This is a genomic window from Bacillus sp. PK3-067, from assembly GCF_056738645.1.
The window spans coordinates 5025567-5050452 of sequence record NZ_CP096490.1 but is presented as its reverse complement, the minus strand read 5'-3'; the positions used below and the strand labels follow the sequence as shown (position 1 = coordinate 5050452).

At 36.7% G+C, this 24886-nt stretch carries 21 protein-coding genes, 1 other RNA gene and 2 pseudogenes; 21 read left to right on the top strand and 3 right to left on the bottom strand.

Annotated elements, in window-relative coordinates:
- The first annotated feature begins 7 nt into the window (after nucleotides 1–7).
- The 5 genes from gap (at nucleotide 8) to eno (ending at nucleotide 5976) form a co-directional block, all read left to right on the top strand.
- The gene (gene gap, locus M1D73_RS26110; protein ID WP_000161236.1) at nucleotides 8–1012 is read left to right on the top strand and encodes a type I glyceraldehyde-3-phosphate dehydrogenase; all 1005 of its coding nucleotides are present in this window, start codon (nucleotides 8–10) and stop codon (nucleotides 1010–1012) included.
- Between the two features lie 139 nt (nucleotides 1013–1151).
- Entirely contained in the window at nucleotides 1152–2336 is a 1185-nt protein-coding gene (locus M1D73_RS26105) for a phosphoglycerate kinase (RefSeq protein ID WP_001036350.1), read from the top strand.
- Nucleotides 2337–2368: 32 nt separating this feature from the next.
- A complete protein-coding gene (tpiA, locus tag M1D73_RS26100) occupies nucleotides 2369–3124 on the top strand; it encodes a triose-phosphate isomerase (protein WP_001231038.1) in 756 nt (251 codons plus the stop codon).
- A complete protein-coding gene (gpmI, locus tag M1D73_RS26095) occupies nucleotides 3121–4650 on the top strand; it encodes a 2,3-bisphosphoglycerate-independent phosphoglycerate mutase (protein WP_001231152.1) in 1530 nt (509 codons plus the stop codon). Before tpiA ends, gpmI begins: the two co-directional genes overlap by 4 nt.
- A 30-nt stretch (nucleotides 4651–4680) precedes the next feature.
- Entirely contained in the window at nucleotides 4681–5976 is a 1296-nt protein-coding gene (gene eno / locus M1D73_RS26090) for a phosphopyruvate hydratase (RefSeq protein ID WP_000103955.1), read from the top strand.
- 51 nt (nucleotides 5977–6027) lie between these two features.
- Here the strand turns inward: eno and M1D73_RS26085 are convergent, their stop codons facing one another.
- On the bottom strand, nucleotides 6028–6978 hold the full coding sequence (locus tag M1D73_RS26085; protein WP_001125051.1) for a nucleoside hydrolase: 951 nt from the start codon (nucleotides 6976–6978) through the stop codon (nucleotides 6028–6030).
- Between the two features lie 352 nt (nucleotides 6979–7330).
- On the opposite strand from M1D73_RS26085, the gene M1D73_RS26080 reads away from it, so the two are divergent.
- The 15 genes from M1D73_RS26080 to M1D73_RS26010 all read left to right on the top strand — a co-directional run bounded on the left by M1D73_RS26080 (nucleotide 7331) and on the right by M1D73_RS26010 (nucleotide 21798).
- On the top strand, nucleotides 7331–7699 hold the full coding sequence (locus M1D73_RS26080; RefSeq protein ID WP_000673222.1) for a CidA/LrgA family holin-like protein: 369 nt from the start codon (nucleotides 7331–7333) through the stop codon (nucleotides 7697–7699).
- Entirely contained in the window at nucleotides 7696–8388 is a 693-nt protein-coding gene (locus tag M1D73_RS26075; protein ID WP_000078309.1) for an LrgB family protein, read from the top strand. Before M1D73_RS26080 ends, M1D73_RS26075 begins: the two co-directional genes overlap by 4 nt.
- 94 nt (nucleotides 8389–8482) lie before the next feature.
- Nucleotides 8483–8716, top strand: coding sequence for a preprotein translocase subunit SecG (secG, locus tag M1D73_RS26070; RefSeq protein WP_000557264.1), 234 nt, complete (start codon nucleotides 8483–8485; stop codon nucleotides 8714–8716).
- Nucleotides 8717–8877: 161 nt separating this feature from the next.
- Nucleotides 8878–9618 (top strand): carboxylesterase, encoded by a 741-nt coding sequence (gene estA, locus M1D73_RS26065; RefSeq protein ID WP_000761986.1) that lies wholly within the window; start codon nucleotides 8878–8880, stop codon nucleotides 9616–9618.
- A 187-nt stretch (nucleotides 9619–9805) separates the two neighbouring features.
- Nucleotides 9806–12187, top strand: coding sequence for a ribonuclease R (gene rnr / locus M1D73_RS26060; RefSeq protein ID WP_369862067.1), 2382 nt, complete (start codon nucleotides 9806–9808; stop codon nucleotides 12185–12187).
- A 126-nt stretch (nucleotides 12188–12313) separates the two neighbouring features.
- A complete protein-coding gene (smpB, locus tag M1D73_RS26055) occupies nucleotides 12314–12781 on the top strand; it encodes an SsrA-binding protein (RefSeq protein ID WP_001123919.1) in 468 nt (155 codons plus the stop codon).
- Between the two features lie 126 nt (nucleotides 12782–12907).
- Nucleotides 12908–13262, top strand: a transfer-messenger RNA (tmRNA) gene (gene ssrA, locus M1D73_RS26050).
- A gap of 400 nt (nucleotides 13263–13662) precedes the next feature.
- Complete coding sequence (locus M1D73_RS26045; protein WP_086402109.1) at nucleotides 13663–14340, top strand: response regulator transcription factor; 678 nt, start codon at nucleotides 13663–13665, stop codon at nucleotides 14338–14340.
- A gap of 385 nt (nucleotides 14341–14725) precedes the next feature.
- A complete protein-coding gene (locus tag M1D73_RS26040) occupies nucleotides 14726–15742 on the top strand; it encodes a siderophore ABC transporter substrate-binding protein (protein ID WP_000749449.1) in 1017 nt (338 codons plus the stop codon).
- 19 nt (nucleotides 15743–15761) lie between these two features.
- Nucleotides 15762–16778, top strand: a complete 1017-nt coding sequence (locus M1D73_RS26035; RefSeq protein ID WP_000042076.1) for an ABC transporter permease — start codon at nucleotides 15762–15764, stop codon at nucleotides 16776–16778.
- The gene (locus tag M1D73_RS26030; protein WP_000631245.1) at nucleotides 16775–17839 is read left to right on the top strand and encodes an iron chelate uptake ABC transporter family permease subunit; all 1065 of its coding nucleotides are present in this window, start codon (nucleotides 16775–16777) and stop codon (nucleotides 17837–17839) included. Before M1D73_RS26035 ends, M1D73_RS26030 begins: the two co-directional genes overlap by 4 nt.
- The gene (locus M1D73_RS26025) at nucleotides 17836–18588 is read left to right on the top strand and encodes an iron ABC transporter ATP-binding protein (RefSeq protein ID WP_000590071.1); all 753 of its coding nucleotides are present in this window, start codon (nucleotides 17836–17838) and stop codon (nucleotides 18586–18588) included. The genes M1D73_RS26030 and M1D73_RS26025 overlap by 4 nt, the downstream gene beginning before the upstream one ends.
- 435 nt (nucleotides 18589–19023) lie before the next feature.
- Nucleotides 19024–20562 carry an anthrolysin O/cereolysin O family cholesterol-dependent cytolysin Alo gene (alo, locus tag M1D73_RS26020; protein ID WP_000576723.1) on the top strand — a complete coding sequence of 513 codons (1539 nt, stop codon included), beginning with the start codon at nucleotides 19024–19026 and terminating at the stop codon, nucleotides 20560–20562.
- A 409-nt stretch (nucleotides 20563–20971) separates the two neighbouring features.
- A complete protein-coding gene (locus M1D73_RS26015) occupies nucleotides 20972–21337 on the top strand; it encodes a YxeA family protein (protein WP_002164645.1) in 366 nt (121 codons plus the stop codon).
- Between the two features lie 272 nt (nucleotides 21338–21609).
- Nucleotides 21610–21798 (top strand): hypothetical protein, encoded by a 189-nt coding sequence (locus tag M1D73_RS26010; RefSeq protein ID WP_000222859.1) that lies wholly within the window; start codon nucleotides 21610–21612, stop codon nucleotides 21796–21798.
- 107 nt (nucleotides 21799–21905) lie between these two features.
- Here the strand turns inward: M1D73_RS26010 and M1D73_RS26005 are convergent, their stop codons facing one another.
- Both M1D73_RS26005 and M1D73_RS26000 read right to left on the bottom strand, forming a co-directional pair.
- Nucleotides 21906–22871, bottom strand: coding sequence for a DUF4822 domain-containing protein (locus M1D73_RS26005; protein ID WP_001034145.1), 966 nt, complete (start codon nucleotides 22869–22871; stop codon nucleotides 21906–21908).
- Nucleotides 22872–23174: 303 nt separating this feature from the next.
- A pseudogene (locus M1D73_RS26000) lies at nucleotides 23175–23447 on the bottom strand (isochorismatase family protein); the annotation flags it as partial.
- A gap of 477 nt (nucleotides 23448–23924) precedes the next feature.
- Here M1D73_RS26000 and M1D73_RS25995 point away from each other — a divergent pair.
- Nucleotides 23925–24881, top strand: a pseudogene (locus tag M1D73_RS25995) (nuclease-related domain-containing protein).
- Nucleotides 24882–24886: the final 5 nt, after the last annotated feature.

Here is a 24886-nt window from a genome sequence, read left to right as displayed (position 1 = left end):
AATTCAAATGACTAAAATTGGTATTAATGGATTTGGACGTATCGGACGTAACGTATTCCGCGCAGCTCTTAACAACTCTGAGGTAGAAGTAGTAGCAATCAACGACTTAACAGATGCTAAAACATTAGCTCACCTTTTAAAATATGACACAGTTCACGGAACTTTAAATGCAGAAGTATCTGCTAACGAAAACAGCATCGTTGTTAACGGTAAAGAAATTAAAGTTATCGCTGAGCGTGACCCAGCTCAATTACCATGGAGCGACTACGGAGTAGAAGTAGTAGTAGAATCTACTGGCCGTTTCACTAAAAAATCAGACGCTGAGAAACACTTAGGTGGATCAGTTAAGAAAGTTATCATCTCAGCTCCAGCTTCTGACGAAGATATCACTGTAGTTATGGGTGTTAACCACGAACAATACGATGCAGCTAACCACAACGTAGTATCTAACGCTTCTTGTACTACAAACTGTCTAGCTCCATTCGCTAAAGTATTAAACGAAAAATTCGGCGTAAAACGCGGAATGATGACAACAATTCACTCTTACACTAACGACCAACAAATCTTAGACTTACCACACAAAGATTTACGTCGTGCTCGTGCAGCAGCTGAAAACATGATCCCAACATCTACTGGTGCAGCTAAAGCTGTAGCATTAGTATTACCAGAACTTAAAGGCAAATTAAACGGTGGCGCTGTACGTGTTCCAACTGCTAACGTTTCTCTAGTTGACCTAGTTGTTGAACTTGACAAAGAAGTAACAGTTGAAGAAGTAAATGCAGCATTCAAAGCAGCAGCTGAAGGCGAATTAAAAGGTATCCTTGGATACAGCGAAGAGCCATTAGTATCTATCGACTATAACGGATGTACAGCTTCTTCTACAATCGATGCATTATCTACAATGGTAATGGAAGGTAACATGGTTAAAGTACTTTCTTGGTACGATAACGAAACTGGTTACTCTAACCGCGTAGTAGACCTAGCAGCTTACATGACTTCAAAAGGTCTTTAATTCTTAATTATATAAGTTATCAATGACAAAACGAGGGAGAGGGTTTGTTCCCTCTCTCTCTTCTTTCGTTTTAAAAGCAAATGTGTTAAGCTTTTGAGTGGGTTTTGTCAATCCTAACTAGTAGTCGGAGGGAAATCCAATGAACAAAAAATCAATTCGTGACGTAGATTTAAAAGGTAAGCGTGTATTTTGCCGCGTTGATTTCAACGTACCTATGAAAGAAGGCAAAATTACAGATGAAACTCGTATCCGTGCAGCTCTTCCTACAATTCAATATTTAGTAGAGCAAGGTGCGAAAGTTATTTTAGCAAGTCACTTAGGCCGTCCAAAAGGTCAAGTAGTAGAAGAAATGCGTTTAACTCCAGTAGCAGCACGTTTAGGTGAGCTTCTTGGTAAAGACGTTAAAAAAGCGGACGAAGCATTCGGACCAGTTGCACAAGAAATGGTTGCAGCAATGAACGAAGGCGACGTATTAGTTCTTGAAAACGTACGTTTCTATGCGGGCGAAGAAAAGAACGATGCAGAACTTGCGAAAGAATTTGCAGCACTTGCTGACATCTTCGTAAACGATGCATTCGGTGCAGCTCACCGTGCTCACGCTTCTACAGCAGGTATCGCAGACTACCTACCAGCAGTATCTGGTCTATTAATGGAAAAAGAGTTAGATGTACTTGGTAAAGCACTTTCTAACCCAGAACGTCCATTTACAGCTATTATCGGTGGTGCGAAAGTAAAAGATAAAATCGGTGTAATTCGTCATCTATTAGACAAAGTAGATAACTTAATCATCGGTGGTGGACTTGCTTACACATTCGTTAAAGCTTTAGGTCATGAAATTGGTCTATCTCTATGTGAAGACGACAAGATCGAACTAGCTAAAGAATTTATGCAACTTGCAAAAGAAAAAGGCGTAAACTTCTACATGCCAGTTGATGTTGTAATCACTGAGGAATTCTCTGAAACTGCAACAACTAAAATCGTTGGTATCGACTCTATCCCTTCTAACTGGGAAGGCGTGGACATCGGTCCTAAAACACGTGAAATTTATGCAGATGTAATTAAAAATTCTAAGCTTGTTGTATGGAATGGACCAATGGGTGTATTCGAAATGACTCCATTCGCAGAAGGTACAAAAGCAGTAGGACAAGCATTAGCAGATGCAGAAGATACATACTCTGTTATCGGCGGTGGTGACTCTGCAGCAGCTGTTGAAAAATTCGGTATGGCTGATAAAATGAGCCACATTTCTACTGGCGGCGGTGCGTCATTAGAATTCATGGAAGGTAAAGAGCTTCCAGGTGTAGTTTGTCTTAACGACAAATAAGTAGCAGCCAAAGAAAAAGGACGGTGCAAAGCATGCGTAAACCAATTATCGCAGGTAACTGGAAAATGAATAAAACTCTATCAGAAGCAGTTAGCTTCGTAGAGGAAGTTAAAGGTCAAATCCCAGCAGCTTCAGCTGTTGATGCAGTAGTTTGCTCTCCAGCTCTATTCTTAGAGCGCCTTGTAGCAGCAACTGAAGGAACTGACTTACAAGTAGGTGCACAAAACATGCACTTCGAAAAAAATGGTGCATTCACTGGCGAAATTAGCCCAGTAGCACTTAGCGACTTAAAAGTTGGCTATGTAGTACTTGGCCACTCTGAGCGTCGTGAAATGTTTGCTGAAACAGATGAGTCAGTAAACAAAAAGACTATCGCAGCATTTGAACATGGTTTAACACCAATCGTATGTTGTGGTGAGACTTTAGAAGAGCGCGAAAGCGGAAAAACATTTGATCTAGTAGCAGGTCAAGTGACAAAAGCACTTGCAGGTTTAACAGAAGAGCAAGTTAAAGCAACTGTTATCGCTTATGAGCCAATCTGGGCTATCGGTACAGGTAAATCTTCTTCTTCTGCAGATGCAAACGAAGTATGTGCGCACATCCGTAAAGTTGTTGCAGAAGCTGTTTCTCCAGAAGCTGCAGAAGCTGTTCGTATCCAATACGGCGGTAGCGTAAAACCAGAAAACATTAAAGAGTATATGGCACAATCTGACATCGACGGCGCTTTAGTTGGCGGTGCTAGCTTAGAGCCTGCTTCGTTCTTAGGTCTTCTGGGGGCGGTAAAATGAGAAAGCCAACAGCTTTAATCATTCTTGACGGTTTCGGACTTCGTGAAGAAACTTACGGGAATGCTGTAGCACAAGCTAAGAAACCTAATTTTGATGGTTACTGGAACAAATTCCCTCACACAACGCTTACAGCTTGTGGCGAGGCAGTAGGTCTTCCAGAAGGTCAAATGGGTAACTCTGAGGTTGGTCACTTAAATATCGGTGCTGGCCGCATTGTATATCAAAGCTTAACACGCGTTAACGTTGCAATTCGTGAAGGTGAGTTCGATAAGAACGAAACGTTCCAAAGTGCAATTAAAAGCGTAAAAGAAAAAGGTACTGCACTTCATTTATTCGGTTTACTTTCTGACGGTGGTGTGCACAGTCACATGAACCATATGTTTGCTCTTCTTCGCTTAGCAGCTAAAGAAGGCGTTGAGAAAGTATACATTCATGCATTCTTAGATGGCCGCGATGTTGGACCAAAAACAGCACAAAGCTATATCGATGCAACAAATGAAGTAATTAAAGAAACAGGAGTAGGACAATTCGCGACTATCTCTGGTCGTTATTACTCCATGGACCGTGACAAGCGTTGGGATCGCGTAGAAAAATGTTACCGTGCTATGGTGAATGGTGAAGGCCCTACTTATAAATCAGCAGAAGAGTGTGTAGAAGACTCTTATGCGAACGGTATCTATGATGAATTCGTATTGCCGTCTGTAATTGTTAACGAAGATAACACGCCAGTTGCAACAATCAATGATGATGATGCAGTTATCTTCTATAACTTCCGTCCAGACCGTGCAATTCAAATTGCTCGTGTATTTACAAACGAAGACTTCCGTGAGTTCGATCGTGGTGAAAAAGTACCTCACATTCCAGAATTCGTATGTATGACACACTTCAGTGAAACTGTAGATGGTTACGTGGCATTCAAGCCAATGAACCTTGATAACACTTTAGGTGAAGTTGTTGCGCAAGCGGGATTAAAGCAACTTCGCATCGCGGAAACTGAAAAGTATCCGCACGTTACATTCTTCTTTAGCGGTGGTCGTGAGGCTGAATTCCCAGGAGAAGAGCGTATCTTAATTAACTCACCAAAGGTTGCAACGTATGACTTGAAACCTGAAATGAGCATTTACGAAGTAACGGACGCTTTAGTAAATGAAATCGAAAATGATAAACATGATGTTATCATTCTTAACTTTGCGAACTGTGATATGGTTGGCCATTCTGGGATGATGGAACCAACAATTAAAGCAGTAGAAGCAACTGACGAATGTTTAGGAAAAGTTGTAGAAGCGATTCTTGCAAAAGATGGTGTAGCACTTATTACTGCTGACCATGGTAATGCGGATGAAGAATTAACTTCTGAAGGAGAGCCAATGACAGCTCATACAACTAACCCGGTTCCTTTCATCGTTACTAAGAACGACGTAGAATTACGTGAAGATGGTATCTTAGGTGATATCGCTCCAACAATGCTTACACTTCTTGGTGTTGAGCAACCGAAAGAAATGACAGGTAAAACAATTATTAAATAATTTGCTTATATAAAAAGGAGAGAATTTATTATGTCAACAATTATTGATGTTTATGCTCGCGAAGTCCTTGACTCTCGTGGTAACCCAACTGTAGAAGTAGAAGTTTACACAGAAAGCGGCGCTTTCGGACGCGCTATCGTACCAAGTGGTGCATCTACTGGTGAGCACGAAGCAGTAGAATTACGTGACGGTGACAAATCTCGTTACCTTGGTAAAGGTGTTGTTAACGCAGTAAACAACGTTAACGAAATTATCGCTCCAGAAATCGCTGGTTTCGATGTAACTGACCAAGCTGGTATTGACCGTGCTATGATCGAATTAGATGGCACTCCAAACAAAGGTAAACTAGGCGCTAACGCTATCCTTGGTGTATCTATGGCAGTAGCTCACGCAGCAGCTGACTTCGTAGGTCTTCCATTATACCGTTACCTTGGTGGATTCAATGCAAAACAATTACCAACTCCAATGATGAACATCATCAACGGTGGTTCTCACGCTGATAACAACGTTGACTTCCAAGAGTTCATGATCTTACCAGTTGGTGCTCCAACATTCAAAGAATCAATCCGTATGGGTGCTGAAGTATTCCATGCACTTAAAGCTGTATTACATGACAAAGGTCTTAACACTGCAGTAGGTGACGAAGGTGGATTCGCTCCAAACCTTGGTTCTAACCGTGAAGCTCTAGAAGTAATCATCGAAGCTATCGAAAAAGCTGGTTACAAAGCTGGCGAGAACGTATTCTTAGGAATGGACGTTGCTTCTTCTGAGTTCTATAACAAAGAAACTGGTAAATATGACCTTGCAGGCGAAGGCCGTACTGGCTTAACTTCTGCAGAAATGGTTGATTTCTATGAAGAGCTTTGCAAAGACTTCCCAATCATCTCTATCGAAGATGGTTTAGACGAAAACGACTGGGATGGTCACAAATTATTAACTGAGCGTATCGGTGATAAAGTACAATTAGTTGGTGACGATTTATTCGTAACTAACACTCAAAAACTTGCTGAAGGTATCGAAAAAGGTATCTCTAACTCAATCTTAATTAAAGTTAACCAAATCGGTACTTTAACTGAGACTTTCGAAGCTATCGAAATGGCTAAACGTGCTGGTTACACAGCAGTTGTATCTCACCGTTCTGGTGAAACTGAAGATGCTACAATCGCTGACATCGCAGTAGCAACTAACGCTGGCCAAATCAAAACTGGTTCTATGAGCCGTACTGACCGTATTGCTAAGTACAACCAATTATTACGTATCGAAGACGAGCTAGGCGAAGTAGCTGTTTACGATGGTGTAAAATCTTTCTATAACATCAAACGATAATTGTAGAAAATAAACGACAGACCGTGAGAAATCACGGTCTGTTTTTTTATGCTAAAATTGTTCACCCGTCATAAGTGACATGAAATGTTTGAAGAAGCGGTTATAATCAAAATCAATTGCTATTTGATGACTCGGCCAATCAATAAATGGTTTAGATTCTCCTAAAGAGCGAAATTCTCCAATGCTTGCCCCCTGTGCATAAGATTCTGTCATGACAACGATAGGTGACTTGTGATAGGTAAACATAGAGTTATCAAGTAAAGCGAGTATTGGTATTGTGTCATGGAAGGGGCTCCCCTTTAAATGTGGTAGGGCGTCTTTATAATATCCGTAGTAATAATGATCAAATAACGTTTTGACAAGTGGAGCTTTTCCTTTTGCCTCAATGTACTCTGCCATTTCTGGTGTAATGATGGAGTATTGAGTGACGTTTAATGGGTATATGTACATGTTAGCTGTGGATTGAAGGACTATATTAGCGGCAGTAGGATCGCCATAAAAGTTTGCTTCGGAAATAGGGGTAACATTACCAGGATGTAAAAAGGCACCGCCCATTACATAGTAAGATTTAATTTGTTTCATTAACTGTTTGCACATGATAAACAAAATTGCTAGGGAGGTAAGTCTTCCTAAACTCACAATAATTAATTCATCTTTATACTGTTCAATAAGAGGAATGACTTCAAAAAAATTCTCCATTTCTCCGTTAGTCACATTCACCTTTGGAATAATTGGCCCAAGCCCCTGTTTCCCATGTACATCCGTAAAAAACGCAGGTGGGGCACCAGTAAGGGGACGTTCTGAACCACCGAATATCTTGATATTTCTATTCTTTGTTTCGTTATTAAAAAAATGAGCATTTTCTACGGCCATTTTTTTTGGAACATTGCCGTAATCAGCAACGATACCGACGATTTCTATTTCATCGATAAAGAATGCTAAGAGGAGAGCCATCGTATCATCAATCCCAGGATCACAAAAAATGAGAACTTTTTTGGGCATATGTTCACCACCTATCTTGTTTATCCCGTACAAACCAGCTTGGTGAGGGCTAATAATCAATAAGGATGAGGGGAATCTCATTGATTAAAGTTTCACTTTATATATATGTAAGTTTAAGAATAAAAAGATTATTTTATTGAAATAATAGTCTTTTAAATTCAGAAAATAAAAACTTTTTATATTAGGTCAAGGTTTTTGACGTAATTTTCGTTTAGAAATGCAGTCGTATCAAGGTTGTAAGCGTATAACATAGGCTGTTTTTGCTGTCAAGTTGATAAATTGCAGCTTTTTACAATTTATACTATGATAAAGATATTAACAGAAGATCGTATAAACATGAGGGATGATGAACATGAAATTTACAAAGATTCTTGTCCAAATTGCTGCTCTTTACGTGTTTTATATGGTTGGAACTTGGGTGCAAGAAATGTTAAATATTCCAATTCCAGGAAGTTTGATTGGGATGTTCCTCTTACTTGTTTTACTTAGCCTAAAAGTTCTTCCAGTGAAATGGTTCGATTTAGGAGCAGAAACACTCGTTGCTATTATGCCGTTTTTATTAATTCCGCCAACGCTTGGCCTAATGAATTACGGTGCTTTTTTTATGAGTAAAGGAATTTCTCTTTTCATTACAGTTGTAGCGAGTACATTTTTAATTATTATTGTCGCAGGACATACAGGACAATATCTTGCGAATAGGAAGGAAAGAGAGTCGCGATGAGCCAAATATTAATCGGAGTCGGTTGGGTTCTTTTTACGGTGCTATTATATCAATTATCTAAAAAAATCTATAAATTATTTCCAACACCATTCACCATTCCAATGCTTGTAGCAACTGGATTAATGGCTTTCCTATTTATCGTGCTTGATATACCATATCAACATTATATGGAAAGTGGTGGTGGCTGGATTGCAAAGCTACTTGGACCCGGTGTTGTAGCATTTGCAATTCCTCTTTATAAACAACGTCATGTTCTGCAAAAATATGTTGTACCGATTGCTGGCGGGGTATTAGTAGGTACAACAGTTGCAATCGCTAGTGATTTTGCGATTGCTTCACTTATGGGAACGGATAAAAGCTTAATCTTATCGTCATTACCAAAATCGGTGACAATGCCAGTTGCGATGAGTGTTTCAGAGCAAGTCGGTGGTGTACCTTCCTTAACAGCAGCTTTCGTTGTTATCGCAGGTATTACTGGAACGATTACAGGACCCCTTTTATTAAAATGGAGCCGTGTTACAAACTCAGTTGGTAAAGGTATCGGATTTGGATGTGCTTCTCATATTATGGGCGTGATGAGAGCGATGAAAAATAACGAACATGAAGGTGTTATTGGATCGGTAACAATGACATTAACAGCAATTTTGACATGTTTACTTGGACCGTTATTTGCGATGATGTTTATGTAATAGAAGAAAAGCGAGAGCGCCTCTATAGCTCTCGCTTTTCTATAGAATTTATGCTACAGTTACAATAACTGAATCTTTGTAGGAGGTACGCCAAGTGCATACGTTATTATCAGTTTTACTTATTATTGTATCGATTTTAATGATTGTTATGGTACTTATGCAATCTAGTAATAGCTCAGGCCTTTCAGGTGCAATTTCAGGCGGTGCGGAGCAATTATTTGGTAAGCAAAAGGCACGTGGAATTGAAGCGGTATTAAACCGTATTACAATTGTTTTAGCTGTATTGTTCTTTGTATTAACAATTGGTGTTACGTACTTCAATTTATAGAATTGAAAGAAGAAGCGTTAGTGAATGGTACTAATGGTTCTTCTTTTTTTGTTTTGCTATTTGAAAGATGTTTCTAATTAGATTATAGAAATACAAATATGGTACACTAGATATAGAAAGAATACGACTAGATTACAGAAGAGAAAGAGGAGAAATACATGATGAAATTAGCATCTCCGAAACCATTTACATTTGAGGGTGGAGACCGCGCTGTTTTATTACTACATGGATTCACAGGGAACTCAGCTGATGTACGTATGTTAGGGCGTTTCTTAGAAAAGAAGGGCTATACTTGTCATGCGCCAATTTATAAAGGGCACGGTGTACCACCAGAAGAGCTTGTTCATACAGGGCCTACAGATTGGTGGCAAGATGTAACGGAGGCATATCAGCTTTTAAAAGATAAAGGTTTTGAGAAAATTGCTGTTGTTGGATTGTCACTTGGCGGCGTATTTTCTTTAAAATTAGGTTATACAGTACCGGTTTTAGGTGTAGTACCAATGTGTGCACCGATGTATATTAAGAGCGAAGAAACGATGTACCAAGGTATATTGGCATATGCCCGCGAATATAAAAAACGTGAGCAAAAATCACCAGAACAAATTGAACAAGAAATGTTGGAATTCCAAAAGACACCGATGAATACATTAAAAGCATTACAACAATTAATTGCTGACGTACGTAACAATGTGGATATGATTTATGCACCAACATTTGTTGTACAAGCACGTCATGACGAAATGATTAATACAGATAGTGCTAACATTATTTATAACGGTGTAGAATCTACGTTAAAAGACATTAAATGGTATGAAGACTCTACGCATGTCATTACACTTGATAAACAACGTGACGAGCTACATGAGGATGTATATAACTTCTTGGAGCAACTAGATTGGTAAGATCTAGTTGCCTCTTTTTTTCATAAGGAATTTTTTGTGAAAACTGTAAAAATCATAAGGGGAGTATTGAAGTTTCACTTTATACATCCCCTATCTTTCGGATACACTAAATAATATAAGGTTTTAAAGGAGGTATTTTTGCTTGGAAGAAATCATACAAGAACATATTGATAAGTTGTTATTATTTATGAGAGAAGAAGCGTATAAACCGCTAACGATACAAGAGTTAGAAGAGGCATTTGGGATTGAAGGTTCTGAGGGCTTTAAAGATTTCGTAAAGGCACTTGTAACGATGGAAGAAAAGGGACTTGTTATTCGTACTCGTAGCAACCGTTACGGTCTTCCTGAAAAGATGAATTTAATACGCGGTAAGTTAATTGGACATGCACGTGGTTTTGCATTCGTTGTACCAGATGAGAAGAAAACAGGAGACGATGATCTTTTCATCCCGCCTACAGAATTAAACGGTGCACTTCATGGCGATACAGTATTAGCACGCCTTAGTTCTCAATCGAGTGGTTCGCGTCAAGAAGGTTCAATTGTACGCATTTTAGAACGTGGAACGAAAGAGCTAGTTGGTACATATACAGAATCGAAAAACTTTGGATTTGTTATACCTGACAATAAGCGCTGGACGAGTGACATTTTCGTATTGAAAAGTGCATCTATGGGCGCTGTAGAAGGTCATAAAGTAGTTGTGAAAATTACGAGCTATCCAGAGAATCGTTTAAGTGCAGAAGGTGAAGTTATTCAAATTCTAGGTCATAAAAATGATCCAGGAGTAGATATTTTATCTGTCATTCATAAACATCACTTGCCTTTAGCGTTCCCTGAAGAAGTGATGGAACATGCAAACAGTGTACCAGAAACGATTTCAGAAGAAGATTTAAAAGATCGCCGTGACCTACGTGATCAAATGATCGTAACAATTGACGGTGCAGACGCGAAAGATTTAGATGATGCTGTTACAGTAACGAAGCTCGAGAACGGTAACTACAAGCTTGGCGTTCACATTGCGGACGTAAGTCATTACGTTCAAGAAGGTTCTCCAATTGATGTTGAAGCAGCGGAAAGAGCGACGAGTGTGTATCTTGTTGACCGTGTAATTCCGATGATTCCACACCGTCTATCTAACGGTATTTGTTCATTAAATCCGAAAGTAGACCGTCTGACATTATCTTGTGAAATGGAAATCAACAACTTAGGTGATGTTGTTAAACACGAGATTTTCCAAAGTGTGATTAAAACGACAGAGCGTATGACGTATGCTGACGTAAGAAGCATTTTAGAAGATGAGGACGAAGAGTTAATTAAGCGTTATGAGCCATTAGTACCGATGTTTAAAGAGATGGGGCAATTGGCACAAATTCTACGTGAAAAACGTATGCGCCGTGGTGCAATTGACTTTGACTTTAAAGAAGCGAAAGTATTAGTAGATGAAGAAGGAAAACCGACTGATGTTGTTATGCGCGATCGTTCTGTATCAGAGAAGTTAATTGAAGAATTTATGCTTGTTGCGAATGAAACAGTAGCAGAGCACTTCCACTGGATGAACGTACCGTTTATGTACCGTGTCCATGAAGATCCGAAAGAAGATAAGCTAGAGCGTTTCTTCGAGTTTGTAACGAACTTCGGATATGCCGTAAAAGGACGTGCGAATGAAGTGCATCCTCGCGCGCTACAACAAATTCTTGAAATGGTTCAAGGACAGCCAGAAGAAGTAGTTATTTCAACAGTTATGCTTCGTTCTATGAAGCAAGCTCGTTACGATGCGGATAGTTTAGGACATTTCGGTTTATCAACTGAGTTCTACACACACTTCACATCACCAATTCGTCGTTACCCAGATACAATCGTTCATAGATTAATTCGTGAATACATTATTAACGGTAAAGTCGACAACGAAACGCAAGCAAAATGGCGTGAAAAATTACCTGAGATTGCAGAGCATTCTTCTAATATGGAACGTCGTGCTGTTGAAGCAGAGCGTGAAACAGATGAGATGAAAAAAGCAGAGTATATGGTTGATAAGATCGGTGAAGAGTATGACGGTATGATTAGCTCTGTAACAAACTTCGGTTTATTCGTAGAGCTTCCAAATACAATTGAAGGTCTTGTACACGTTAGTTATTTAACGGATGATTACTACCGTTATGACGAGCAACATTTCGCTATGATCGGAGAACGTACAGGAAACGTATTCCGCATCGGTGACGAAATTACAATTCGCGTTATTAACGTAAACAAAGACGAGCGTGCAATCGACTTTGAAATCGTTGGCATGAAAGGCACACCTCGCCGTAAGTTCAAAGATCGTCCAGTCGTTATCGAGCAGCCAAGAACAGGCAGAAAGAAACGCGGTGGACGTAGCGAGCGCAGTAATGAGCGCGGCGGTGAACGTGGCACAGGTAGAAAATTTGACCGTGGTGGTAAAGGAAAAGGAAGAGGATCTGCATCTGCATCCGCTTCTGCTAGCCAGCCGGGAAAAAAAGATGGTAACGGTAAGAAGAAAAAAGCATTCTTCGAAAACGTACCAGGATTCAAGAAGAAAAAGAAAAAGCGTAAGTAAGAAAAGAGTGGCTTCGCTTTGATGAAAAGCGGGGCCGTTTTCTTTTTTCTTCGTGGCTTGAGAGCGAGCCACTTTCGCTTTTTATTAACATTTGTTACAATAGTAAAAATAGAGGAGGGACGTTATATGCCAAAGGGTACAGGTAAGGTTATTGCACAGAATAAAAAAGCATTTCATGATTATTTCATCGAAGAAACATACGAAGCAGGGCTTGTCCTTCAAGGAACGGAAATTAAGTCGATTCGCGCTGGACGCGTAAACTTGAAAGATGCGTTTGCACGTGTACATAATGGTGAAGTATGGGTTCATAATATGCACATTAATACGTACGAACAAGGGAATCGTTTCAACCATGATCCACTTCGTACGAGAAAATTACTTCTGCATAAAAAAGAAATTGATAAACTAGCGGGCGCTGCGAAAGAAACAGGTTACGCATTAGTTCCACTTAGAATTTATTTGAAAAATGGATTTGCAAAGATGGCACTTGGTTTAGCAAAAGGTAAGAAGCAATATGATAAACGTCACGATTTAAAAGAGAAAGAAGCTAAACGTGAAATTGCACGCGCGTTCCGTGATCGCCAAAAGATGTAATACAGATATTTACATTTGTAAAATGGAGCGCGTATGTTATAATAATTTATGTAAGATTGTTGCACATTGAAAAACAGCTCTTAGTAGCTATCACGAAATTTTCTTCGTATGCTCCATTTTTATCATGGGGACGTTACGGATTCGACAGGGATAGTTCGAGCTTAGGTTGCGAGTCGAGGGGATCGGCCTCGTTAAAACGTCAAAGCCTATAATTGGCAAACAAAACAATCTTTCTTTAGCTGCTTAATTGCACTAAAGGTTCCTCCCTCCATCGTCCATGTGGTAGGGTAAGGGACTCAAACTAAGTGGACTACGCCGGAGTTCGCCGTCTGAGGACAAAGGAAGAGAACAACCAGACTAGCAACTTGGAAGCCTGTCGATAGGCCGAAGAGTTCGCGAAATGCTAATATATCGACTACACTCGTAGAAGCTTAAGTGCCGATATTTTTGGACGTGGGTTCGACTCCCACCGTCTCCACCAATACATATTTGGTGGTTTTTTTATTTTGTGTGATATGAACCATAAGTTTGCCGGAACGGCAAGCTTATGGTTCTTTTTGTTTGTGGTTTTATAGAATGCTGAAGTTGATGGGACGATATCCCTGAAATAGAAAATGAAGAAATGGTTATTGACGATAAGCAGGTAGATAATATAGCTGCTAGTAAACGCCCAATTGTTGAGTTTTTATTATTTTTTCACTTTATTCGAATATTCATATGTTTTGAGTTTTTATCCATACCTATTGTAAGATTATATAGAGTTCTCCTAATAAGCTGTTTTAATGGATTATTTAGGGATTTTAAGTTTATAAATCTTAAATTGTTTTTTCGGAATAATTTTTTATCTAAATAATTTATATTGAAGTAGAGGTGAACCATCGGTGAAGCAGGTGTTGGTGATTAAAAATGAACGGTCTTCAGCAAAGAAAATCGTAAGCGGTTTAACGCAAGAAGGCTACTTCATTTTAAAACTTCACAATGAAAACGAAGGTTTAAATATAATATATGAACAAGATTGGGATATTATCATATTGGATTGGGATTCATTAAGTATATCTGGACCAGAAATTTGCAGACAAATACGACTTGTTAAAACGACACCGATCATTATTGTGACTGACAATATTTCTAGTAAGGATTGCGTAGCAGGGTTACAAGCAGGAGCAGATGATTATATAAGAAAACCATTTGCGAAAGAAGAATTAGTAGCAAGGGTTCAAGCTATTTTAAGGAGAAGCGACTGTAACCAGCAAAATGAGACAACCTTTTATCAGTTTAAAGATCTCTTTGTTGATGCATCTAGCAATATTGTGAAAAAAGGTGGCGAAAACCTGTCGCTTACTAAGCGAGAGTACGATTTACTTGTATTTTTAATCAAGAATAAAAACACAATATTGAGCCGTGAAATGCTTTTGAATCAAGTATGGGGATATAATGTAGTAGTAAATCCAAATGTAGTAGACTTATATATTGGGTATGTAAGAAAAAAGTTAAAGTGCGAGAAGAAAGACAGATATATTCAAACGATACATGGTAGAGGCTATTCAATGATTGAATGATAAAATAAGGTAATAGAAAAAAGAGTAAAACTGTTTCATTCAGTTTTACTCTTTTTTCTATTAAACCTAATAATCAAATAGTTTCTTAGAAGTATTAAAAGACGTAAAAAAATGGATTATAAAAATATTAGCTATTAATGGGCGTGTTTTGTAGAGGAAATTATGGCTAATCAATACGCCCGACTTCACATATTACTTTCTATGCCTGATTTTATGAATTCACACCATTCACAAGATTTTCACAGAATTAATGACTATACTAATTAACAGGATGTTCAAATGAAAATGATTATCAATAGCGATTCAATTGAATAAAAGTTACCTTCTAATTCAATCTATGGATGTCATCATTTTCGAAATAAATCACACTATAAGGAGTATACATATGAAAAAATCTATGCTTTTAAAATTAGTGAGTATTCTAGCAGTTTTCACTTTAATGTTAGTAGCTTGCTCAGATTCAAGTAAAGAAACTTCGAAGGCTAATAATAAAGATAATGGTAGTGATAAGCCAAAAACGGTTGAAATCACTGATGCTCATGGAACTGTTAAAGTCCCTGTAAACCCAAAGAATGTAGTTGCTTTGGATAACAGAACGTTTGAAACTTTATCTGATTGGGGAATTAAATTAGCGGCTGCTCCAAAGGATATCATGCCTGCTGATTCAGCATATAAAAAGGATGAAAAAGTTCAAAATATTGGGAATCACCGTGAACCAAATCTAGAAATTATTGCAGCGGCAAATCCTGAACTTGTAATTGTTGGTCAAAGATTTGCTGACCATTACGAAGAAATCAAAAAATTAGTACCAAATGCAGCAGTTATTGATCTTAATTTTGATGTTTCTGAGAAAGCTACTAAGCCTGGCGAAAACTTAGTAAAAGGACTTAAAGATTCTACAGTTACTTTAGGAAAAATCTTTAATAAAGATAAAGAAGCTAAACAATTAGTAGCTGATTTTGATAAATCTATTGAAAAAGCAAAATCTGCTTATAACGGAAAAGATAAAGTTATGAGTGTTATCGTTACTGGTGGTAATATTGGTTTTGCTGCTCCACATTCTGGTCGTGTTTGGGGACCAATGTATGAAATTTTCGGTTGGACTCCAGCGTTAGAAGTTTCAAATTCTACTGCAGGTCATAAAGGTGATGACGTTTCTGTTGAAGCTATTGCACAAACAAATCCTGATTGGATTTTCGTATTAGATCGTGATGCTGCAACATCTGATGCAGCTAAGTCAACACCTGCTAAGGATGTTATTTCTAAATCACCTGCTCTTCAAAACACAACTGCTGTTTCTAAAAAACAAGTTATTTATGCACCAGAAGATACTTACACGAATGAATCAATTCAAACTTATATAGAGTTATTTGGAAATATGGCAAAAACTTTAGCTAAGTAGTGTAAAGGAGTACGAAACAGTGTCAAAAAATATGATTTCTAGGGTTGAGAATATTTCTCAACCCCAGTTTTATAATCAAAATAAAATATGGACAAAACCTTTTATAATAGCAGTTATAGTTGTTATAATTTTAGGGATTATATCACTGTTTACTGGAGTTTATGATATACGTGGACAAGAGGACGGGACAGAGATGTTTTTCATAACTCGTGTTCCGAGAACAGCTGCATTAATGCTTACTGGAGCTGCGATGGCGATGGCAGGGCTCGTCATGCAACTCATTACACAGAATCGCTTTGTTGAACCTACTACAACGGGGACTATAGAATGGTCAGGCTTAGGCCTGCTTTTTGTGTATTTATTATTTCCTGCCCCGACTTTAGTTCAAAGAATGACTGGTGCAATCATTTTTTCTTTTATAGGAACTATGATTTTCTTTCTATTTTTAAGAAGAGTTAAGCTTCGTTCGTCTTTAATTGTTCCGATTATTGGATTGATGCTTGGAGCAGTAATTTCTGCAGTGTCTACTTTTTTAGGACTCCTTTTTCAAAAGACGCAAAGTATTGAAACTTGGTTTGTAGGTTCATTTGCTAACATTCAGGTGGGAAGATATGAATATTTATGGCTGATTGTTATCATTACTTTTCTTATTTTTATGTATGCTAATAGATTGACTTTAGCTGGACTAGGAGAAGATGTCGCAACAAGTCTTGGAGTTAATTACAATAGAATTGTTCTTTTTGGGACTGCTCTTATCTCTGTTGCAGTTGGAATTGTTGCAGCTGTTATTGGACACTTACCTTTCTTAGGATTAATTGTGCCAAATATCGTTTCAATGTTTAGAGGTGATGATCTTAGGAGTAATTTACCTTGGGTTTGTGTGATCGGAATGGGATCAATAACTGCCTGTGACATCATTTCTCGAACAATTATACAGCCTTTTGAATTACCTGTTTCTTTAATACTTGCAACAGTGGGAGCAGTCGTGTTTATTACTATTTTATTGAGAAAAAGAAAACCAAGGAGGCTACGATGATCACATTAGAATATAGAAAAAAAGAAAATGTCGAAATCGATTCTAGCCTTCATAATGAAAGTAGATCAGCTAGCGCTTTTCGGTCTAAGAAGGAAGCAAGACGTTATTGGATTTTACTGATAACATTGATTGCTTTAGGTCTTCTTTCTTCATATGGACTTTTAGTTTATAACAATCCAGTTCCGATAGATTCACCTTCTTTTATCCCAGTCGTTAAGAGAAGGATAGTAGCTATTGTTGCAATGATTATTGCTGCGGTTTGCCATAGCTTGTCGACAGTTGCCTTCCAATCTATTACGAATAATAAAATTATTACTCCATCGCTTTTAGGTTTCGAATCACTTTATTCAGCAATTCAAACGAGTACAGTATTCTTCTTTGGTGCTAGTGCGTTAATAAATTTTAATGGAATTGGATCATTTTTATTCCAAGTTGTTGTTATGGTCTTCATGAGTTTGATACTTTATGGATGGTTACTTTCCGGTAAATACGGGAATTTACAACTTATGCTTTTAGTTGGAATTATTATTGGTACCGGGCTAAATTCTGTGTCAACTTTCATGAGAAAACTACTTGCGCCTTCAGAATTTGATATTTTACAAGCAAGACTATTTGGTTCTGTTAATCATGCAGATCCTGCATATTTTCCTATTGTAATTCCTATGATCATAATTGTAGCGGTATTAATTTTTGCTCATTCTAAGAATTTGAATGTTTTATCACTAGGAAAAGATGTTGCTACTTCTTTTGGAGTTAAATACCAACCTAGTGTAATTTATACGCTTGTATTAGTAGCTATTTTAATGTCCATTTCAACAGCTCTAATTGGGCCACTTACTTTCTACGGCTTTTTAGTGGCAACTTTGAGTTATCAGGCAGCGTCAACTTATGATCATAGATATATTTTTCCGATGGCTTTTGCTATAGGATTTTTAATAATGACGAGCGCATACTTTTTAATGTATCATGTATTCCATGCTCAAGGTGTAGTTTCAGTTATTATTGAATTATTTGGTGGAATCATATTCTTAACTATAGTTTTAAGGAAGAGGGCTTTATGATAAAAATTGATAATGTTAAAAAGTTCTATACTGATAAGGTAAAAATAGGACCTTTGGATATTGAAATACCAAAAGCAGGCTTTACTTCTTTAATTGGACCAAATGGTGCTGGAAAGTCAACGACACTTTTGATGATTGGCAGACTTTTAGATATGGATGAAGGCCAAATTCAGGTAGCAAATATGGATGTTTCTGAATCCAAATCAAAAGACTTAGCAAAAGTTTTGACTATATTGCGACAAGAAAATCATTTTGTAACTAGGCTTACAGTTAGACAATTAGTTGGATTTGGGCGCTTTCCTTATTCAAAGGGAAGGTTGACTAAAGAAGATGAGGTTATCATTTCTAAATATATCGATTTCTTAGATTTAACTAGTTTAGAGAATAGATATTTAGATGAGCTTTCTGGTGGTCAAAGACAAAGGGCATATGTAGCGATGGTACTGTGCCAAGAGACGGAATATGTACTTTTGGACGAACCTTTGAACAACCTTGATGTTGCTCGTTCTGTTCAAATGATGGAGCATTTAAGACGTGCAGCTAATGAATTTGGAAGAACAATTTTGACGGTTATGCATGACATAAATTTTGCAGCTAAATACTCGGATAAAATTTGTGCTATGAAAGATGGACAAATTGCTGCTTTTGGAACAGTAGAAGAGGTTATGGACTCAACACTTTTGACAGATATTTTTGAAACAAAAATAGAAATTATTAATGGTCCTTATGGGCCAATAGCAGTTTATTAGTTATAAAATGTCTTGCGTAGATTATGCAAGACACTCTAGTTGAAGTTGCTGTCTGTATTTTATAGGCAGCAGCTTTTTTTATGTGATTACTTATAAAATGCAAAAGAATGCTTCACCTTTTCAAGTATGTACCAAGTGGAAAAAATATCTCTGTATAATTTTTCAAAAGAATTCAGCTTGTTTTTTTATATGTAATATTGCATATCAGAGTGTATTGATAAAAGTGTAAGGGGTCACTATAATGAGGGCATAAAGATAAATCATATTTTCGTAGCAATAAAAAGGAGGAAATAATATGGAAATCGCAATGGCAGTTTTAAAATTTGTAGGTGGCGTAATCCCGTTAATTCAAGAACTTTTAAAAGCATTTATGTAAATTTATTAGTTAGCAATCATTTATCAATCATTATCATATTTTACTAAAAAAAGAACGGGGTGATTTTTCTGAATATTAAGAAAAACACTAAAAGAAGAAAGTTCCTTGCATGTTTATTAGTTAGTCTATGCACTATTAATTATTCATCTATTTCCTTCGCAGAAACACAAGCAAGTAATGCAACTGATGTAACCAAAAATGCTAGTGGCATTGATACTGGTATAGCAAATCTTAAATATAATAATCAAGAGGTTTTAGCTGTAAATGGTGATAAGATAGAGAGTTTTGTTCCGAAAGAAAGTATCAATTCAAATGGTAAATTTGTAGTAGTGGAACGCGAGAAAAAATCACTTACAACGTCACCAGTCGATATTTCAATTATTGATTCTGTAGTGAATCGTACGTATCCAGGAGCTGTACAACTTGCAAATAAAGCTTTTGCAGACAATCAACCGAGTTTATTAGTGGCTAAGAGAAAGCCTTTGAATATTAGTATAGACTTACCGGGCATGAGAAAAGAAAATACAATCACTGTCCAAAATCCGACATATGGTAATGTAGCTGGAGCAGTAGACGATTTAGTATCTACTTGGAATGAAAAGTATTCTACAACACATACGTTGCCTGCAAGAATGCAGTATACGGAATCCATGGTTTATAGTAAATCGCAAATCGCAAGCGCTCTTAATGTTAACGCTAAATATCTTGATAACAGTCTAAACATTGATTTTAATGCGGTTGCAAATGGAGAGAAAAAAGTGATGGTAGCGGCGTATAAGCAAATATTTTATACGGTAAGTGCTGAACTACCTAACAATCCATCCGACCTTTTTGATAATAGCGTTACTTTTGATGAGTTAACTCGAAAAGGCGTAAGTAATTCGGCTCCACCTGTTATGGTTTCAAATGTAGCTTATGGTAGAACGATTTATGTAAAATTAGAAACAACATCTAAGAGCAAAGATGTACAAGCTGCTTTTAAAGCCTTACTTAAGGATAACAGCGTTGAAACAAGTGGACAGTATAAAGATATTTTTGAAGAAAGTACCTTTACTGCTGTAGTATTAGGCGGAGATGCGAAAGAGCATAACAAGGTTGTTACTAAAGATTTCAATGAAATCCGAAATATTATTAAAGATAATGCTGAATTAAGTCTTAAAAATCCAGCATACCCAATTTCATATACAAGTACTTTCTTAAAAGATAATGCAACTGCTGCTGTTCATAACAATACAGATTATATTGAGACGACAACTACAGAATATTCAAGTGCTAAAATGACACTTGATCATTATGGTGCTTACGTTGCTCAATTTGATGTATCTTGGGATGAATTCACATTTGACCAAAAGGGTAACGAAGTACTAACACATAAAACATGGGATGGTAGCGGAAAAGACAAAACGGCTCATTACTCTACAGTTATCCCTCTTCCACCGAACTCAAAAAATATAAAAATTGTAGCAAGAGAATGTACAGGTCTTGCATGGGAATGGTGGAGAACAATTATTAATGAACAAAACGTTCCATTAACAAATGAAATAAAAGTTTCAATTGGAGGAACAACATTATATCCAACAGCTAGTATTAGTCATTAAGTATAAAAAAAGCGCCCTATAAGTAGGGCGCTTTTTTACTTAGTCATAAATTTTATTCCTCTATTTGCCGGGCAGCCCGATTGATGAGGGCTGATTAATAATGTAATTCCTAATATAGTTAATCGGCGTTGATTTACTTCTTCACGTAAAATGGATTGAAATGAAATTCCTATTACTTGGACAAGTGTTGCTAAAAGTGTGGCAATTGGAGGAATAAAACTTTATGTTCCTTTGTTTTGGGCCAACTTAAGAAACTTTTGTAAAATGATAGGATTACAAAAATGTAATGTGGGTGTAAGGAAACTGGATTGTACCATCTGTATGGTTAAAGCATACTTAAGGTAAGGAAGATTTATATTTTAACGGGTATAAATCTTACAAGTAGAATAGAAAGGTTAGGTATTACCATATGAAATGGATCATGAGAATTTTTGTGTTATTAGCTATAGTAGGAGGTGCTTTCTACTATATGAAGTCAGGGAATGGATACTATTTGACTAAACAATATTATGTAAAAGTAACGACTGATTCTAAAGTAGAAAACGAAAAATTGAGTAATGGAGAAGTTCTTACGTATCATGTTTACGATGAGAAGGTGTACGATAAAAAAGGGGAAGAAAGAGAACTGAAAATTTCCTTGCAAAATGAATTGGAAAAAAATCAATATTATTTGATTGATTGGGAAGATCGCCGTGGGATTGTTTCTAAAATAGCTAAAGTGAATCAAGCAAAAATAGATAAAGGTATTTTAGATAAGTTGAACGCAAATTCATAATATTTCAGGATAAGTTAATCAAAAGCTGTGTTAGCGTAAGATTTATAAGAAAAAGGTATTGTAGCAAAAATAAAAGAGATTATTATAAAACAAAAAAGACCGAACCGTCTGGTTCTGTCTTTTTTTAGGAATGAAGAATGAATTTTACAAATGATGTGGCACAAAGCTGGATTGCTACAATTGGGATGACATGTATGAATAGTGGACTGTAACACTTATGTAGATGGTTTGCAGAGATATAAAATCAATATAGAAGAGGAGTATTATTCTAGATGACTTATGTAACTACAATTTTATCAATAGCGGGTATCGTTATCATGTCTTTAGCGAGGATTAATTTTAAAATAAGGGCGTTTGCTAATAAACCAGCTTGGGGTGGCTTCACTCTTCCCTTAATTCTAATTGGATTTATTTTATTTTGTATCGGTATGTTTTTAGGTTTTGTAAATCATCGACTATAAGGTGGGAATATTGTGAAGACGAAAAGCTACATGTTTTTCGTCTTTTCGTTCTCTTGCTTAATAAGAAAGATCCTGCAACTCAGTACAGGATCTTTAATCAAACGTATTTAAAAACTAAATTGTGGTTTCATATCACCTTTATAAGGTTCATGTTCAACGAATATAGTTATATCCTTACCAGCTTGGTCTTTACCAGTTCTTTTATACGTAAATTTATTCTTATTTAGTTCAGTAAGTTCAAGAGCAGCACCGTATTTGTTATTTCCAATTGAAACATGGGCTCTTATTTTATTTTCGTGTACAACATCGAAGTAGCCATAATCACCGCGGCTTTGACCTGTTTCGCTATTGAAAAACTCATATTTATTAGACTTGTCATCAAATTTTGCTAAACTTATAAAATTCGAATTAAACTGTGTTACATCGTTACCAGCTTCATCTAATACCTTTGTTCCATGCCAAAGGGTACTGCCTAAAATTTTATCTCCATCAACGTTTTTAACAATATCTCCTGTAGTCGTGTTCAGCTGCTTGTCCGGATCAGTGAAAGAAAGTTCTTTTTCTTTATATGGGACATGTTCAACGAAAACTTCTACATCTTTACCGTTAGCGTCTTTACCCATTCGTTTATAAGTAAATACATTTTTATTTAGTTTTGTCATGTCAACGACAGCTTGATACTTCATTGATTCTGAAATTAATATTCTCTTCTTCCCATCATTTGTGACAAAGAAAGTGCCTTTATCGCCACGACTTGCACCTGTTTTAGCATCAAAAAATTCATATCTGCCTGACTTCGCATCATATTTTGCAAGACCAATGAAGTTTGCATTCTCTTTTGTTAAGTCATTCTTATCTTTGTCATACACTCGTGTACCTTGCCAATTTGTCTCGCTAAGAATATTAGCCATTTTTTGCCCTTTAGTTAATTTATTTTCCTTTTTTGTTTCTTTAGCAACTTGTTCTTGTTTTTGTTTCCCATGATTTTCTTCAGCTTTAGTACCAGCACACCCTGTTAATGCTAATGTGAATCCGAGCAGTACGGATGATAGTGCTTTTGCTTTTTTGTTCATGTTTTATCGTCTCCTTATTTTATGATTTCAAGTAGTACGGTTAGCGATTATAGTAGCAGTGCGTCATATATGAACTTAGTTGCTACGTTTCTTATGTTAATACCCGACTATAAACTGCCTCTAAATAAAACATTAAAAAAAGATAAACTAATTCCTAAAAAATGTTCATATTTATAAAAAATCGCTAGCTTGCTGTAGTGCCTACGAGTAATCCAAAAAATACACTGTAAAGAAGAAGGAAAGCCGCTAATAATAATGTAATTGCTAATATAGCTAATCGATTGTAGTGCAAAACTTTTGAGAAAAACTGTAGGAGTGGTGTTTTTGTAAGACTCTTTCGTTAGCAATCGGTTGTACATCATCATGAATTTGAACACCTAATGTATCAGGTAAGAAGAAAGTAGCCCCTTCATTGTTCGCAATATGTTGTACATAAATAACTGTTTTATGTTTTTCACGAAATGCTTTCAAAACTTCTTTCGCTTTTTGTGCGGCTTTTTCAGGTTGATGTAATTCCATATTGCCACCTTCAAAGTAATCATTTTGTATGTCTACTAATAGCAACGCTTCGTTCATCGTTATGCCCCCATACTTAGTGATTCAGCACGTTATTTGTACTGTACCGTTATTATATAAATTGTAGCTATGCGGAAGTAATAACGTTGTGAAACGATTTTGGGGTATATAGTTTCAGTGTGAAAAAAGTGAAAGTTGCTATAAGTACAAATGGATTTTGTGGACTTCACGGCAAAGTTATAGATAGAGTGGCATTGCAGGGTTAAAAACCATAACTTTGCTGGAGGAGCGGGTTATGGTTTTTTTATGAGGAAATACGATTTTAAGTTTTTGCTGAAGGTGTTTTTCTAGGATATGCTGTGAGTGATTGGAGTGAGGTAGTGTCAGATATTGTCGACCAATCGATATATTGGAAAAATCGTTGATATATTGTGAGTTGTGATAGATATATTGGAAAAATCGTTGATATATTGTGAGTTATGATAGATATATTGAAAAAATCGTTGATATATTTGTAAAGGGGTGTTTGAGGTGATTGTGAAAGAAAGAAAAATGCCGATTTATATAAGACAGTTAGAAGCACTGCTTAGAAGGTTACCTGTACATCATCCAAAACGAAATTTAATTGGAGAAAACTTGGCAAAACACATGGCGGGGTATAAAGGGGAGCAAGCAATTGATTATCCACTTAGTTTTATTTCTGAGAAAGAGTATAGTGTTTTACATGATGTTCGCTTGTCTAATCATGATCAATACTTTCAAATTGATACTATTATCATTTCCACAAAGTTTCTTCTTTTTCTTGAGATAAAAAATATAGCAGGTACATTAATGTTTGATGCAAAGTTTAATCAACTTATCCGAATAACAGAAGGAAATTCAGAGGGATTTCCAGATCCGGTTTTACAAATAAAAAGGCAAGAAATACAATTAAAGAAATGGTTAAGCTTACATGGATTTTCCTCTAGTCTTCCAATCGAGTCCCTCGTTGTTATTAGCTCGCCTCGTACCATTATAAAATCTTCAGATGACAATCTTCTTCATACAATTATTCATAGTGCAAATTTACCTCATAAAATAAAGTGGTTTGAAAGTAAATATAAGAGAAAAGTTATAGATAATGTAGATAGGCTCATTCATTAAATAATAACGGAGCATTCTCCACTTCAACAAAATATACTTGAGCAATATAAAATAGAAAAAGAGGAGTTGTTAAATGGAGTACAATGTGAGAAAAGCTTAGTTATTCCAATGGTTAAAGTGAAGAAGGGCTGGCGTTGTACAAGTTGTAAAGATTTTTCAAAAGTGGCACATGAGGATGCTATACGAGATTATGCATTGCTCATTAGTACGACATGTACGAACGGTAATTTGAAAGAGTTTCTCCATGTTTCGTCGGGTATGGTTGTAAACAGAATTCTCCACACACTAAATCTCCCCTACACTGGCAACAACAAAGGACGAATATATGATTTAACTTCTTTCCAATCGTAATTTTG